This window comes from Nannocystis pusilla (assembly GCF_026626665.1).
Taxonomy (GTDB): Bacteria; Myxococcota_A; Polyangia; order Nannocystales; family Nannocystaceae; genus Nannocystis; species Nannocystis pusilla.
Genome location: NZ_JAPNKE010000002.1, coordinates 1128506 through 1142975, shown reverse-complemented (window position 1 = coordinate 1142975; position 14470 = coordinate 1128506). Strand labels below are relative to the sequence as shown.

The following is a 14470-nucleotide window of genomic DNA, read 5'->3' as shown; positions in this document are numbered from 1 at the left end:
CTCAGCTCGGGTGCTCGCCGCCGAGCTCGAGCAAGACCACCCCCGCGACGACCAGGCCGATGCCGACCAGCTGCGCGCCGGTCAGCGTCTCGGCGAACGCGAACCGGCTGACCAGCGCCACCAGCACCACGCCGACGCCCGCCCACACCGCGTAGGCGATCCCCAGCGGGATCCCGCGGCCGAGCGCGAGCGCGAGCGCGACGAACGCCAGGACGTAGCCGCAGACCACGATCGGGTACGACCACCAGGTGGCCCGCTCGCCCGCGGTGAAGCGCAGGAACGACGTGGCGACCACCTCGAAGACGATCGCCGCCGACAGGAACAGGTACGCCACGACGACCTCCAGGGACGCCTCGCACCATACCACCGACCCGCGCCTCGGCCCCCGGAGCGCGCCACGCCCGGCCCTCGCCGCCGCAGCGAGCTCGGCCGCGACGCGCATGACGTCGGCGAAAGTTGCCGCGACCGCCCGTCCGCGCCGGCCCCGTCGATCCTCGCGCGATCCGTCCGCGACATGACATGTCCGCAAGGACATCTCGTCAATTGCGCCCGGCGCGCCGACGAGCCCGGCCGCCCGGGCGCCCGCGACGGCCCACCGCTCGCACGCCGCGCTGCGCCTCCGCCTCGCCCGCGGCATGACATGTCCGCAAGGACATCTGCTCGCTCGCCCGCCCGCAGCCGCGCCGCCCGCGACGGGCGCACGCGGCCGGGCTCGCTCGCCCGACCGACGATTCGCGCCGCGCGACACGCCGGTCGTCGGCCACGAATACGGATTCGCGGCGGGCATGACCGGGCTTTCGTCGTATCCCCTCGCCGCCAGCGCAGACCGCCGCGATTAGCATGCACGCAGCGATGCTCCATCACACCCCCCTGCTCGACACGATCGCCGCCGGCCTGGTCTTCGCGTTCGCGCTCGGCGCATTGGCGACGCGCCTCCGGATGTCGCCGCTCGTCGGCTACCTCGCCGCGGGCGTCGTCGTCGGCCCGCACACGCCGGGCATCGTCGCCGACTCGGCGCTGGCCAACGAGCTGTCGGAGATCGGCGTCATCTTGCTGATGTTCGGCGTCGGCTTGCACTTTTCGTTGCGCGACCTGCTCGACGTCAAGTCGATCGCGATCCCCGGCGCCGTCGCCCAGATCGCGCTCGCCACCGGCTTCGGCGCGGGCATGGGGTGGTTGCTCGACTGGCCGGCCAGCGCCGGCCTGATGTTCGGCCTGGCGCTGTCGGTCGCCAGCACCGTCGTGCTGCTGCGCGCGCTCGAGGAGCGGCGCCTGCTCGACAGCCCGCGCGGCAAGATCGCCATCGGCTGGCTCATCGTCGAGGACCTGGCGATGGTGCTGGCGCTCGTGCTCGTGCCCGCGATCGCCGGCGGCGGCGGCGGCGATCTATGGCTCTCGCTGGGCCTCACCCTCGTCAAGGTCGCCGGCTTCCTGGCCCTCATGCTCGTCGTCGGGCGGCGGGCGATCCCGTGGCTGCTCGAGCAGATCGCCGGCACCGGCTCGCGCGAGCTGTTCACCCTGTGCGTGCTGGCGATCGCCCTCGGCGTCGCCCTCGGCGCGGCGATCCTGTTCAACGTCTCGCTGGCGCTCGGCGCCTTCTTCGCCGGCATGCTGCTGACCGAGTCCGAGTTCAGCCACAAGGCCGCGAGCGACTCGCTGCCGCTGCGCGACGCCTTCGCGGTGCTGTTCTTCGTGTCCGTCGGCATGCTGTTCGACCCGGCGATCCTCGTCGACGAGCCGCTGCTCGTGCTCGCCACCTGCGCGATCATCATCATCGGCAAGTCGATCGCCGCCCTCGTGCTGGTGCTCGCGTTTCGTCACCCCCTGGCCACCGCCCTGACGATCTCGGTCAGCCTGGCGCAGATCGGCGAGTTCTCGTTCATCCTCGCCGGCCTCGGCGTCGAGCTCGACCTCATGCCGACCATGGCCCGCGACCTGATCCTCGCCGGCGCCATCCTCTCGATCCTGTGCAACCCGCTGCTGTTCGCCGCCCTCGACCGCTGGCAGCGCCGCCGCGAGCAGGCCGAGGCCGCCCAGCGGGCCGTGGTCGCCTCCGGCCCGCCGGCGCCCGAGGGCCCGTTCGTGCTGCTCATCGGCTTCGGCCGGGTCGGCAGCGCGATCGCCCAGATCTTGCGCGAGCGCGGCACGCCGCTGCTCGTGGTCGACACCGATCCGGAGCTCGTCGACCAGGCCCAGGCGCGCGGGATCCCGGCGATCTGCGGCAACGCGGCCAACCCTCGCGTCCTCTCCGAGACCGGGTTCGCCCAGGCTCGCCTGGCCCTGCTCGCCATCCCGCAGGCCCTCGAGGCCGGCGAGATCGTGGCCCGCCTGCGCGAGGCCAAGCCCGACATGACCATCATCGCCCGCGGCCACTCCGAGGCCGAGGTCGAGCACCTCCTGCGCCACGGGGCCGACGGCGCGGTGATGGCCGAACGCATCATGGCCCTGCGCATGGCCGAGATGGCCGCCCACTCGCTGGCCTACCACGACCGCACCGCCGCGGCCGCCGCGACCCCTGCGCAGCCCGACGCCGGCGCGGCGTAGCGCCGCCGCTCACCCCATCTCATAGGACATGCCCTTTCAGACATGTCACTGTAATGCCGCCGACCCGCCTCACCCCGGCGGCTCGAGCGGCGCGCAGGTCGACACCCCGGCCCCGACCACGCGGATCGGCGCGTTCGCGTGGACCGTCGTCAGCGCCTTGCCGCTGTTGTCGCTGTCGTCGTAGTCGAGCTTCGTCACCTTGCTGTAGTCGGCCTGCCCGTTCGGGTCGCCGAGGGTGAAGAAGTAGAAATCGCCGCCCCAGAACGCGAACGCGAACGCGTTCGTCAGCGGCAATTGTTGAACGGCAGCGTCTCGATCGCCTGCGCCGTCTGCTTGTCGAACTGGATCAGCTTCGCGTTCGGCACCCCGCCGAACGCGTAGAGCCGGCCGTCGCCGGTGCCCGTCAATTCGGCGCCGTTGTAGTTCGTCGGCCCGATCGTCGTCATCTGCATCGCCACCGGGTCGAACACCCCGAGCTTGCCCGCCCCGGGCCCCTCCGACCACAGCCCCGCCTCGCCGTTCCAGTGCTGGCCGTACAGCGCGTCGCACGGGTCGTCGGCGCTCGCCGACACGAACGCCATGCCGAAGTGGACCCACCCGTTGGCCCCGGGGACGTAGTTGGGGTCGACGCAGTTCTGCGGGTTGGTCACGTCGAGGCGGAACAGGTCGCCGACGTAATTGCTGGGACCCTGCGGGAGGGTCGTCTGGATCCACGCGAACCCGTCGCGGCCGACGCCCATCGAGAACGTCCCGTCGGTGGTCGGACAGCCGAGCGGACCGACCAGCGCGAAGCTGTTGCCGAGCGGATCGTAGGTCCACAGCTCGCGGTCGTCGGACAGCACGTAGATGAGGTCGAGCTTCGGCGCGCACGGGCACAGCGCGTCGTCGGGCCCGGTCGTCGTGCCCGGCCCGGTGTCCTCGCCGAGGTCGAACTTCGGGCCGCCGCCGCCCGTCGTCACCACGCCCTCCGACGTCGCCTCCGCGCCCGTCGTCGACCCCTTCGACGCGTCGCCCGTGCCGGTGGTCGTCTCGCCCGGGTCGCCGGGCAGCGTCAGGTCGGGCAGCGTCGTCGGGTACGTCCCCGCCGCGCCGGTCGCTTCCGCGCCGGACTCGTCGTTGCAGGCCAGCGCGAGCGCGACGAGCCACACGGGCGAGGTAGATCGCATGACGGCACGCTATCGCCCCCCGCGCGCCAGCGTCAAGGCCGTTCGGAGCCGGCGTGCGGCCGCGGCCGCGGCAGGCCGTCTGTCTCCGAGGACATGTCCAAAGAGACATCCACAGCAGCCCGCGGCCGTGGTAGGGTCGACCCATGCGTGCAGCCCTGCTCGCGCTGGCCTGCGGGATCGCCTGCACCTCCCGCGGCGCCGACGAGCGCGCGGCCACCCCCGCTCGCTCGGCCGCAGCTCCATCCGCGACCCTTCCGGCGCCCTCTCCTCTCGCAAGCGCGAGCGACCCGGTCGCCGCATGGTCATCACCGCCCGACTCGCCCGCGTCGTCGGCGACCTCGGCATCGTCCCCCCCGCGTCCACCGGGACGTCATTGTCGGCACCTCCCGCCGACCCCGCCGCTCCCTCCTCACGCGATACGCCCTCGCCGCTCCCGCGCGACCCTGCCGAATACTTCGCCCTCGCCACGCCGCTGCGCTGCGATCGCGCCGTGCGCTGCGGCGAGATCGGAGCCTCCGAGCGCGAGCGATGCCTGCGCGAGGAGCCGCGCAAGCGGGTCCTCCTCGGCGTCGAGCGCGGCCTGCAGGCTCGCCGCTATCGCTTCGCTCCTGCCCTCGCCGCCGAATGCCTGCGCCTCCTCGCCGAGGCCGCCTGCGCCGTCGATCACGACGTCATGCCGGACGGCTGCCTCGCCGGCGCCGTCCCGGCCGGCCTCGTGCCCGCGGTGCCGTCGGGCGGCAAGTGCGAGCGCTGGGAGGAGTGCATCGACGGTCACTGCAGCGGCCAGCTCGGCTGCCCCGGGGAGTGCCGCGCCCACACCCTCGCCGCGGGCGGTCCCTGCGACGACCGCACGCTGTGCGGCCCCGAACTCCACTGCGACCGCGACGTCTGCCGCCCGCGCGGGGACGTCGGCGCCGCGTGCAGCAACCACTGGCAGGCGTGTCGACCCGGCCTCGCATGCCAGGGCTACGTCGCGCCCAGCCGCGAGCCGCACGCCTCCCGCCGCGAGCAGCTCGGCGTGTGCGAGGCGAAGCGCGGCGCTGGTCGACCGTGTCGCCGCGTCTCGCTCGGCCACGACTGCGCCCCCGATCACTTCTGTGACTTCAGCGCCGCCGCGCCGACCTGTCGCGCCCGCCTGCCCGCCGGGGCCGCCTGCACCTGGCAGGACGCCTGCGCCGACGGCCTGCGCTGCGACGGCCTCCGCCTAGCGGCCCCCACGAGCAGCGCAGGCGAGCCCACCCTCGCCGCTGCGGGCGTGTGCCGACCCGTCGCCGACGTCGGAGCCACCTGCGATCCCGCGGCCGCCGAGACTCGCTGCCCGCTCGGCATGCGCTGCGCCGACGACGGCCGCTGCCTTCCCCGCGGCGACACCGGCGCGGCTTGCCGCGAGCGCAACGACTGCGGCCCCTATCACCATTGCGATCCCGCCGCGCACACCTGTCAGCCCGACCTCGGGTACGGCGAGCCCTGCCGTCCCGGGCCTGGCGGCGGCCCCGGCGACGCCGGCCCGTGCTTCCTCGGCACCTGCGATCCAGCCGCCCGCCGCTGCGTCGGCGCCTGCCCCCGCGGCAAATGACGCCCGCCTGCGGCATGCTGTGCGCGTGCAGCTCCGCCCGCTCGTCGTCCTCGCCGCCGCGCTCGCCTGCGGCCGGCAGCCTGCCCCGAAGGACACCTCGCCTGTCCCCGCGGACAGCCAAGTTCCACCTGCCCCGAAGGACACCTCCCATGTCCCTCCGGACACCAGCCCTGTCCCCAAGGACAGCCCAGTCCGCGAGCTGCCGCTCCGGGCCGGCGCCGACGTCCCGAGCGGCCCGCTCGTGGTCACCCACGCCGGCGTCGGCTCGCCGCTGAGCGACGCCGACGGGGCCGAGCGGGCGGCCGCGGCCGGCGCCGAAGTCCTGGCGTCCGGCGGCAGCGCCCTCGACGCGGCGATCGCCGCCGCGGTCGTGCTCGAGGACGACCCGCGCTACAACGCCGGCACCGGCGCCAACATCCGCCTCGACGGTAGCACGATCCAGCTCGACGCCTCGCTCATGACCGACGACGGCCGCTTCGCCGCGGTGGCGGCGATCGAGCGGGTCCGCAACCCGATCCGCGCTGCCCGCCTCGTGCTCGACTCGCCGCACGTGCTGCTGGTCGGCGAGGGCGCGACTCGCTTCGCCCACAAGCTCGGCCTGCCCGACGAGGTCCCGCGCTCGCCCCAGGCCGAGGCCAAGTACGCGGCCCGCATGAAGCGCCTGCGCGAGGTCATCGAGACGCCCGGCACGCAGGAGCCGGACTGGCGGATCTACTGGAACTACCCCGGCGAGATGCCGCCCGACATGGTCGCCTGGCGTCACGGCGGCGACACCGTCGGCGCGGTCGCCCGCACCGCCGACCACCGCTTCGCCGCCACCCTCTCGACCGGCGGCACCTCGGTCACCCTCTACGGCCGCGTCGGCGACGTGCCGATCTACGGCGCCGGCCTGTTCGCCGGCCCCGCGGGCGCGGTCGCCTGCACCGGTCAGGGCGAGGAGATCATCCGCCAGGTGCTGGCCCGCAGCGTCTACCAGGCGCTGGCCGCCGGCACCCCCGCGCGCGAGGCCGTGGCCCAGGCCGCGGCTGCGTTCGACCCGCGCTGGGACGTCGGCCTCATCGCCGTCGACCGCGACGGCTGGGGCGTCGCCGCCACCCAGCCGATGGCCCACGGCCATGTCCCTTGATGCCTGTCCTTCGGCGCATGTCCATGGGGGCATGTCTCACGGAGCATGCCCGATGGAGCATGCTCGATGGGCCATGCCCCCTCGGCCCGCGCCGCGCCCCGCGCCTGATCCCCCGCTGCTGGGCGCGCCGCGCCGTCAGGTCCCGGCGGCGCCGCAGCGGGCGCCGTAGCGCGGCAGCTCGCCGAAGGCCCCGTCGTCGAACTTGTCGACGACCGTGCCGCCGCCTGTCCCCTGGACCAGCTGCAGCCGGTGCACGTCGCCGACCCGGAACGCGCGGACGCGGGCGCCCTTGCCGTCGCGGCACGCGGGCAGGCCCATCTCCGGGCACGTGTGGGCGACGAACAGGTCGCGCTCGTCGTAGCTGCCGGCGAGCACCCGCTTCACCGCGTAGCGCATCACCACCACGACCTTGTTCTTGCCGCAGTGCGCGGCGCTCCGGGCCTCGACCAGCTCGGCCTCGACCTCGAGCTGGCGCGACGGCTCCGGCAGCGCCGACGGGTCGCCGCCGTCGACATCGTCGATCACCTCGTCGACGTCGGCCGCGGCCACCGCGGCGTCGGACTCCGGCGCGATCACGGCGGGTATCATGCCCGGGCTGGCCGAGGCCTCCAGCACCGGCACCGACATCCAACAGCCGGTCTGTCCCAGCAGACCGACGAGGGCGAGGCTCGCGACGGGGGCGCGGGTCACGGGACAATTCATAGCGCTTTCTCGCGGCGCGCACAGCCGAAGCCGAATGTCGGCGAGCGGCGACGAGGGCGCGGGCCGGCCCGGGGACCGTCGTCGGCGTCGCCGCGACGACGGGACGGCGAGGCCGCCGGAACGCCTCTCCTCGCACGAACAAGAGGGCGGCGCCGGGACCCGAGTCCCGAGCGCCGCCCTGTGGGGCCGACACTCACGTGCGATCGGCCGATCGCATGGAACGTGTTTCGCCGAGGTCAGCCGTCACCGCCCTCGGCGTGCGGCTCACGGGTTGAAAACGACCGTGAGCTCGGCGCTCTGCAGCGTGCCGGTGTCGCCGACGTAGTTGTCGCCCACGCAGACCTGCCAGTTGCCCGCGCCCATGCTGCCGGCGAACGCGGCGAGGTTCGGGCCGGGGCCCTTGCCCGGGTTCGGCTTGTAGTCGCACTTGAAGTCGTCCTTGCAGATGACCTGGTCGGTGCTGGCGAGGGTGCTGCCCATCGTCTCGGCGTCGGTGATCCCGGCGTCGCGGAAGAACAGCGGGAACGCGGCGTCCAGGTTCGACGAGTCGCCGATGTAGTTGCCGCCGTCGTCGGCGCCTTCGTTGGTGCCCGGGCTGAGCATCAACGTCACCACCTGGTTGGCCGGGTTGACGACCTTGATCCCCAGGTCGCCGACGAAGGTGTGAGTGACGCCGATCCGCAGCGTCACGTCCTTGACCATGCCGTTGCCGCCGCCGTTGACGACCAGCGTGGTGCACGCCATCGAGGCGATGGTGCCGTTGTAGGCGTTGTCCGGGATCGCCAGGCCGAGGGCGCCCTTGGTCACCTTCTCGTTGGGCTGCTCGAACTGGCAGGTCGAGCTGCAGCCGTCGCCGTTGGCGGCGTTGCCGTCCTCGCACTGCTCGACGCCGACGTTGAGGATGCCGTCGCCGCACTTGTTGGCCTCGCACATGGGGGTGCAGCCGTCGTTCGGGTTGGCGTTGCCGTCGTCGCACTCCTCGACGCCCGCTTGGGTGAAGCCGTCGCCGCAGGTCGCGGGCTTGCAGGCGTTGGTGCAGGCGTCGGTCGAGTCCATGTTGCCGTCGTCGCACTGCTCGCCGGCCTGCATGAAGCCGTCGCCGCAGGAGGCCAGCTTGCACACGTTGGTGCAGCCGTCCTGGTTGTTCACGTTGCCGTCGTCGCACTGCTCGACGCCGACCTGCACCTTGCCGTCGCCGCACGCGGCGGCCACGCAGAGCGACAGGCACGCCTTGTCGTCGCCGTTGCCGGCCCCGTCGTCGCACTGCTCGACGTTGTCCTGGATGAAGCCGTCGCCGCACTTGGCGTCCTTGCACTCGAGCGTGCAGGCGCCGGAGTTGCTGTTCATGGCCCCGAGGTCGCACTGCTCCGTCAGGCTGACCTGCTCGAACCCGTCGCCGCACTTCGGCGCCTGGCACAGGTCGGTGCAGCCGTCGTCCTGATCGCCGTTGAGGGCGTCGTCGCACTCCTCGCCGGGGTCGAGCTCGCCGTCGCCGCAGCCCTCGAGCATGCAGTCCGCGCTGCAGCCGTCGTCCGCCATCGTGTTGCCGTCGTCGCAGGTCTCGCCCGGGCCCTTGTCGCCGTCGCCGCAGACGTTGAGCACGCAGGTCTCGAGGCAGCTGTTGCCCGGGCCGTTGTCCTTGCCCGCGTCGCACTCCTCACCGCCGTCGGTCCACGCGAACCCGTCGCCGCAGATGTTGGCCTTGCACTCGGGGGTGCACATCGCGTTGTCGCCGTTGGCGACCCCGTCGTCGCACTCCTCCATGTTGACCGCCTGCGAGAAGCCGTCGCCGCAGGTGGCGCTGGTGCACGCGTTCGTACACTCGTCGGTGTCCTCCGCGTTGGCGTCGTCGCACTCCTCGTTCAGGTCGACGGCACCGTCGCCGCAGCTCGGCACGCTGCAGTCGTCCTTGCAGGTCTCGCCGCCATTGTCCGGACCCTCGTCACAGCCCTCGCCTGGTCCGACCTTGCCGTCACCGCACACGTTCTCCTTGCACTCCGAGGTGCAGGCCGCGTTGTCGCCGTTGTTGGCCCCGTTGTCGCACTCCTCGCCGGCGTCGACGTTGCTGTCGCCGCACACGGGCGCCGGCCCGGTGTCGGTGTCGGTGTCGGTGTCGGTGTCCGTGCTCGGCCCGGTCGTGGTCTCGGTCGTGCCCTCGGTGGTCGTCGTGCCGGTCGTCGGCACGGTCTCGGTCGGATTCGGCATGCTCGTCATCGAGCCGGTCGTATCCGTCCCTGAGGACGTGTCGGTGTCCGTCTCCGTCCCCGATTCGGTGGTCGTGACCGAGCCGCTCGGACACGCGCTCAAGAGCGCCACCGGGGCCGCGCTCAGGAAATAACCAAGGATCTGCCGCTTCGTACAAACGCTTACTCGCATGCGCGGACCATACCCTCGAGTTCGCCTCGTCAACCAGGGACATCCGCGGACAAAAACGTCCCCCATTGCGGCACAGGACCCGCGAGGCCGCCTTCCAGCAGGCGGTGTGCGAACCGCTGCGCACCCGAGGTCCCCCGATCTCGGCTTACGCCTGTGACAGGTCGAGGTGCCGCTCGGGTGCCCTCAAAGCAGGCACCGCGCCTGCCGAAGACTCCCGGCGCAATGCTCCGAGCACGCCGTTTTGCCGCCAGCCTGTGGGCCCCGAACCAGCCTCCCGGCGCCGGCTCGCGGCGACCACCACCACGACGGGCGATGCCATCGCAACCACGGCTTCGGCGAACCCGACGTCGATCGATGCCGGCACCCCACGGCTCCGACCGCCATCGCGGTCTCGGCCTCGCAGCCGACGACCACCACCGGTCCCGAACTGACGACCACGACAACCTCGGACCCCGCCACCGCCGACGCGACGACCTCGACCACCCGACGCCTGACCACCGGCCCCGGGGTGCGCGATCTCGGCGATCCCGACAGCCGCCTCGACGGCGATGGCGGCCCCTCACCGGCGAATGCGGATGCAACGACTCCTGTGTCAAAACAGGCGACGGCGAGCCGCTCGACGGACGATTCGACGACCGCAGCGACGGCCCGACAGGCGACAATGAAGACATCCAGCCCGCACCGCGCCAAGCCCACGGTGAAGACGAGCGGCCGCGTGAGCGCCCGAACGGCCCACGGCGGATCTTCGCCGCTGCGCGTCCCCGGCGGGCGCTACGAAGAATCGATGAGCGCGACGACGGCGGCGCGAGCGGCCTTTGCGTCCGCGCGAGCGCCGGTACGACGAACGGGCCCGGCGAGGGCGGCTCGTGTACCCTCCCGGGCGTGCGCTCGTGCAATCACGACACCGGCGGCGGCGGCAGCTCCGCGGTGTCGGGCGTCGATGGCATCCTCCACCTCACGGGCCACGAGAGGATCACCGACGAGCGCGGCAATGGTGGCAACGGCGGCGACCGCGGCCCGGACAACGACGATTCGAGCGCCGGCGAGAATGATGGCACCCGCGAGCCGTCGGCCCGCCTCGGGCGCCCCGCTCGCGTCGTGTTCGTCCATACCACCGACCGCTGCACCACCGGCCCCGGCGGAGCGGCCGGCACCCATCCGGACACCCACCCGGCTCCCGAAGGCGCGACCGGCCTCGCGGGGGCCAACCTGCACATCCATTGACGGACCACGACCCCGACGAACCCACCGACGCCGAGCTGCTGTTCGAGGACCTCGCCGCCGACCTGGTCAGCGAACGCTGCCACGAGCCGCTGCTGGCCCGCCTGTTCGCCGCCGAGGCCGGCGTGTGGCACGACCTCGACGCGCTGGCCGAGGACCTCCCGCTCGTGCGCGAGCGCCTCGACGAGCTCGACGCCCTGCCGATCCACGTGTCGTGGATCGATCTGCCGGCCTCGCTCCACGGCGACGGCTATTGCACGATCACCTTCTACTGCGAGCGCGGCCACCTCTACCGCCTGGCCCTGTACAACCGCGGCCTGTTCGCCCGCAAGCGCGGCGAGCCCGGCCCGCCGCCGCCGGGTCGCCTGCTCAACTGAGCCGCGCGGTCACTGCGGCATGATCATCACGTCGTTGATCGGCCGGATCGCCGCCCCCCGCCGGGTACGCGTACGACACGTTCAGCGTGTAGAAGTCGACCGACTCCGGCGAGCCCCAGCCCCACACCGTCACGCCGATCGGGCCCGAGCTCTTGATCTCGTGGCGGCCGTTCGAGCACTGGCCGACGTCCTCGAAGTTGCCGGTCACGAGGTCGACGCGGGTGTACTCGTGCTCGTCGTCGACCGCCGCCCAGCCGTCGAGCACGCCGGCGCAGCCGAGGGTCACGTCGGCGTAGGCGCCGTCCTGCTTGCGTCGCACCACCACCAGGCTGGTCTCCGAGTACGTCGGGTCGGTGAAGAACACGTAGCGGTCGAGGTACTGCTCGGAGGGGATCACGTTGACCCACTCGGGGTCGCCGCGGTTGTCGTGCAGCTGCCCGCCCGTCATGTAGCCCGCCAGGTAGAACGGGTGCTCGCTGTCCTGGCTGCGCACCGTGAACGGCCCGGCCGCCGTGAATTCGGCGACCTGTCCGAAAGACAAGGTGTCGGGCGCGCCCGCCGGCTTGGCCGGCTGCCACGACAGCGTGGTCCCGTCGACCGTGCCGACCAGGCGCCACGGCGGCGTCTCCTCCTGCCCCATCGCCAGCCGGTTCTTGTAGCGGACCGCCACGTACGCGCTGCCCAGCGCCTTGATCGGCGGGATCTGCTGGTGCGCCCCGTCGCAGTACGAGGCGTCCACCGGCACGTTGAAGCAGCTGGCCCCGCCGAACACCCCGACCGGCTTGTTGGCGACCAGCGGCGAGCCCGTCAGCTCGGCCGACTGCGCGAACTGGATCGTCTCGCCGCGCGCGAGGTTGTACTGGATCGGGACCCCGGCCGCGCCAGCGGTGACGCCCGGACCGCCGACGATCGCGACCTTCGGATCGATCGTCACCTCGGTGCCGTCTTCACCGGCGACGACGGCCCACAGGGCCGCGCCGCCGGCACCGCGACGCTCTGCGCGTAGGCGTTGACGACCACGTAATTGGTGTCCCACACGCTCGTCGGCAGCATCAGCGTCGCCGACGTGATCGCCACCGAGCCGCCGCCGTACGGCAGCATCTGATAGGCAGCGACCGGCCGATCGGTCGAGATCCGGAACCCCTTGCCGCGCCCCGTCCCCGCGACCTCGGTCTCCATCGCCACGCCGGCGGGCGCCGGGCAGGCCGGGTTGTCACCTGGCCCTCGGGACAGGAACACCAGCGCCACCTGCCCGACCGGCAGCCCGGCCACCGGGTCGTACGGCGCGTAGTCGATGTTCTCGCCCTGGCCCTCGGGGATCCGCGTGAAGCCGGCGACGTCGAGGCTCTGCCCGTCGTACTCGACCTCGATGTGGACCGGCTCGTCCCAGGTGTTGGCCACGAACGCCGCGAAGCAGCCGCCGGTCTTGGTCGTCTGGGTCTTCACCGCCCAGAACTCGCAGCCCTCGCTGCCCTGCAGCAGCGCCGCGGCCTCGCACGGCTCCAGCGGCGTGCACGCGCCCTCGATGCAGTACGAGTCCTCCTCGCACAGCGACACCAGCTGCCCCTCGCACTCGAGCCCCTTCAGGTCGGCCGAGCACTGCACCGGCTCACAAGGCTCGCCCGTCGTCGAGCTCGCGGTCCCGGTCGGCGCCTCGGTGGTGATCGCCTCGGTCGTCGTCGGCACCACCGCCGTCGTCCCCATCGTCGCCGAGTCGGTCCCGCCCCCCTCGGTCGTCGTCGTGCCGCCGACCGACTCGGTGCCGGTCGGCGCGTCCGTGGCCGTCCCGGTGACGTCGGTGGCCGTCACCGCCCCGACCGTCGACTCGGTGGCACTGCCCCCGCGGCTTTCGGAGCCCTCTCCGCCGGCACAGGCGACGAGAGTGACGAGAGAGAGCGTGCCGATCCCGCGCATCATGGCCGGCAGTATGACACGGAGCGCCCGCTCGGTGGCGCGCGCCAGGGAGCGGCCCGGCCCTCACCGGCCGGCCTCTCCGCCGCCGGTCGAGCGACCGCGCGTCGGTGCGCTCCACCCGCTGCGCGTCCGCAGGCGCGCCGCGTCGCCGCCTGTCTCGAAAGACAGCCTTGTTCGCGGCCCGGCAGCGAGCCGCCACGCGACTCGAGGATCGCGGCGCAACCTGTCTCAAAAGACATTTTTTATCCCGATGCCCCGCGATCGGAGCGCTGCCTCGCAGCCTGCCTCAAGAGACATCTTTCATCCGGCTCGACGCGAGCTTCGCCTTCCAACATGTCTCAAAAGCCATCCGGCATTCCGGCGCCCGCTCGAGTCGTCCAGCGCCGCGCTCGTCGACCTCAGCGACCTCGCGCCGCGAGCCGCAGTTTCGCGGCGAAAGCAACCGCCGGACTCCGCGTATCGGACGAGCAGCGCGAGGGGTCCCTCACGGCTCTTCGCGCTCGCGCGGCCGTCCACTGAACTTTGAATCGGAGGACCGTCGGGGCGTATGGAGAGCATGACCCAGCTCCTCGTCCACCCCCTGGTACAGGCGGCCCAGAGCTACGCCACTCGCGCCCACGCGGACACCAATCACCTGTACGACGGCCGGCCGTACGCCAGCCACCTGAGCATGGTCGTCGAGCGCGCGGTCGAGTTCCTCCACTTGCTCGACGACGACGAGCGACCGATCGCCCTCGCCGGCGCCTGGGTTCACGACGCCATCGAGGACGCCCGGCAGACCTACAACGACGTCAAGCGGGCCACGAACGAGGCCGTGGCCGAGGTCGCCTTCGCCCTGACCAATGAGAAGGGCCGCACCCGCAAGGAGCGAGCCAACGCGCGCTACTACGAGGGCATCCGCGCCAGCGACGTCGCCACCTTCGTGAAGATCTGCGACCGCCTCGCCAACGCCGGCCACTCCGCCGCCACCAGGTCGAGGATGCTCGCGGTCTATCGCCAGGAGCAGCCCGACTTCCGCGCCGCGCTCTACAGCGACCGCTTCGTCACCATGTGGGACGCCCTCGAGCAGCTCCTGGCCCAGCCCTGACGACAGCCCTCACGCGCGCTTCACTCATGGACGCGGCGCAAGTCGCGGAGCGAGGAGGCGGCTGCTATCGCTACCGGCCCCCCGAGTCCGAGTCGGTGCAGCCGAATCGCGCCTCGAGTCCATCCGTGATGCGGTCTGGCCTGGCTGCCGATCGCATCGAGCCTGCACGCGGACCTGCGCGGGCGTGCGCTGCGATTGAAGTGGCGCCTGCGCGTCGACGTTCGCTCCCCCGACCCGTTTTGCGCCGACATGCTCGAAGAGACAGGCCGGGCGCGCCCCACCGCGCGCCTCGCGGCCTCTGCGAGCGCCGACGGCCTCCGCACGGTCTCGCGCCCGATCCCGATACGCGCGGCCATCGATGAACTCCCGTTCGCGCGATTG

General features: G+C 72.4%; 14 protein-coding genes. 6 read left to right on the top strand and 8 right to left on the bottom strand.

Annotation, left to right across the window (positions count from 1 at the left end; translation table 11 throughout):
• Nucleotide 1 precedes the first annotated feature (1 nt).
• A complete protein-coding gene (locus OV079_RS05100; RefSeq protein WP_267766574.1) occupies nt 2-334 on the bottom strand; it encodes a DMT family transporter in 333 nt (110 codons plus the stop codon).
• 518 nt (nt 335-852) lie between these two features.
• Between OV079_RS05100 and OV079_RS05095 the strand changes: the two genes are divergently transcribed.
• On the top strand, nt 853-2544 hold the full coding sequence (locus OV079_RS05095) for a cation:proton antiporter domain-containing protein (RefSeq protein WP_267766573.1): 1692 nt from the start codon (nt 853-855) through the stop codon (nt 2542-2544).
• Between the two features lie 69 nt (nt 2545-2613).
• On the opposite strand, the gene OV079_RS05090 is transcribed toward OV079_RS05095, so the two are convergent.
• The 3 genes from OV079_RS05090 to OV079_RS05080 all read right to left on the bottom strand — a co-directional run bounded on the left by OV079_RS05090 (nt 2614) and on the right by OV079_RS05080 (nt 4377).
• Complete coding sequence (locus OV079_RS05090) at nt 2614-2838, bottom strand: hypothetical protein (protein ID WP_267766571.1); 225 nt, start codon at nt 2836-2838, stop codon at nt 2614-2616.
• Nucleotides 2829-3710 carry a hypothetical protein gene (locus OV079_RS05085; RefSeq protein WP_267766570.1) on the bottom strand — a complete coding sequence of 294 codons (882 nt, stop codon included), beginning with the start codon at nt 3708-3710 and terminating at the stop codon, nt 2829-2831. The genes OV079_RS05090 and OV079_RS05085 overlap by 10 nt, the downstream gene beginning before the upstream one ends.
• A gap of 409 nt (nt 3711-4119) precedes the next feature.
• Nucleotides 4120-4377, bottom strand: coding sequence for a hypothetical protein (locus tag OV079_RS05080; RefSeq protein WP_267766568.1), 258 nt, complete (start codon nt 4375-4377; stop codon nt 4120-4122).
• A gap of 6 nt (nt 4378-4383) precedes the next feature.
• On the opposite strand from OV079_RS05080, the gene OV079_RS05075 reads away from it, so the two are divergent.
• Nucleotides 4384-5286 carry a hypothetical protein gene (locus OV079_RS05075; RefSeq protein WP_267766567.1) on the top strand — a complete coding sequence of 301 codons (903 nt, stop codon included), beginning with the start codon at nt 4384-4386 and terminating at the stop codon, nt 5284-5286.
• 25 nt (nt 5287-5311) lie between these two features.
• On the top strand, nt 5312-6412 hold the full coding sequence (locus OV079_RS05070) for an isoaspartyl peptidase/L-asparaginase (protein WP_267766566.1): 1101 nt from the start codon (nt 5312-5314) through the stop codon (nt 6410-6412).
• 135 nt (nt 6413-6547) lie between these two features.
• Here the strand turns inward: OV079_RS05070 and OV079_RS05065 are convergent, their stop codons facing one another.
• Both OV079_RS05065 and OV079_RS05060 read right to left on the bottom strand, forming a co-directional pair.
• Nucleotides 6548-7102, bottom strand: a complete 555-nt coding sequence (locus OV079_RS05065) for a hypothetical protein (RefSeq protein ID WP_267766565.1) — start codon at nt 7100-7102, stop codon at nt 6548-6550.
• A gap of 276 nt (nt 7103-7378) precedes the next feature.
• Nucleotides 7379-9490, bottom strand: coding sequence for a DUF4215 domain-containing protein (locus tag OV079_RS05060; protein WP_267766564.1), 2112 nt, complete (start codon nt 9488-9490; stop codon nt 7379-7381).
• A gap of 882 nt (nt 9491-10372) precedes the next feature.
• Here OV079_RS05060 and OV079_RS05055 point away from each other — a divergent pair.
• Together OV079_RS05055 and OV079_RS05050 are read left to right on the top strand one after the other, a co-directional pair.
• A complete protein-coding gene (locus OV079_RS05055) occupies nt 10373-10714 on the top strand; it encodes a hypothetical protein (protein ID WP_267766562.1) in 342 nt (113 codons plus the stop codon).
• Nucleotides 10711-11088, top strand: coding sequence for a hypothetical protein (locus OV079_RS05050; protein WP_267766561.1), 378 nt, complete (start codon nt 10711-10713; stop codon nt 11086-11088). The genes OV079_RS05055 and OV079_RS05050 overlap by 4 nt, the downstream gene beginning before the upstream one ends.
• On the opposite strand, the gene OV079_RS05045 is transcribed toward OV079_RS05050, so the two are convergent.
• Nucleotides 11081-12022 (bottom strand): IgGFc-binding protein, encoded by a 942-nt coding sequence (locus tag OV079_RS05045; RefSeq protein WP_267766560.1) that lies wholly within the window; start codon nt 12020-12022, stop codon nt 11081-11083. The two genes, OV079_RS05050 and OV079_RS05045, sit on opposite strands and share 8 nt — an antisense overlap.
• Nucleotides 12019-13005, bottom strand: a complete 987-nt coding sequence (locus OV079_RS05040; protein WP_267766559.1) for a hypothetical protein — start codon at nt 13003-13005, stop codon at nt 12019-12021. Before OV079_RS05040 ends, OV079_RS05045 begins: the two co-directional genes overlap by 4 nt.
• Before the next feature lie 553 nt (nt 13006-13558).
• On the opposite strand from OV079_RS05040, the gene OV079_RS05035 reads away from it, so the two are divergent.
• A complete protein-coding gene (locus OV079_RS05035) occupies nt 13559-14089 on the top strand; it encodes a hypothetical protein (RefSeq protein WP_267766558.1) in 531 nt (176 codons plus the stop codon).
• Nucleotides 14090-14470: the final 381 nt, after the last annotated feature.

Bases quoted from the DNA above. Each gene is read 5' to 3' on its own strand.
- OV079_RS05095 (WP_267766573.1), top strand. From the start codon at position 853: ATGCTCCATCACACCCCCCTGCTCGACACGATCGCCGCCGGCCTGGTC.
- OV079_RS05085 (WP_267766570.1), bottom strand. From the start codon at position 3,710: ATGCGATCTACCTCGCCCGTGTGGCTCGTCGCGCTCGCGCTGGCCTGC.
- OV079_RS05075 (WP_267766567.1), top strand. From the start codon at position 4,384: ATGCCGGACGGCTGCCTCGCCGGCGCCGTCCCGGCCGGCCTCGTGCCC.
- OV079_RS05060 (WP_267766564.1), bottom strand. From the start codon at position 9,490: ATGCGAGTAAGCGTTTGTACGAAGCGGCAGATCCTTGGTTATTTCCTG.
- OV079_RS05040 (WP_267766559.1), bottom strand. From the start codon at position 13,005: ATGATGCGCGGGATCGGCACGCTCTCTCTCGTCACTCTCGTCGCCTGT.
- OV079_RS05035 (WP_267766558.1), top strand. From the start codon at position 13,559: ATGACCCAGCTCCTCGTCCACCCCCTGGTACAGGCGGCCCAGAGCTAC.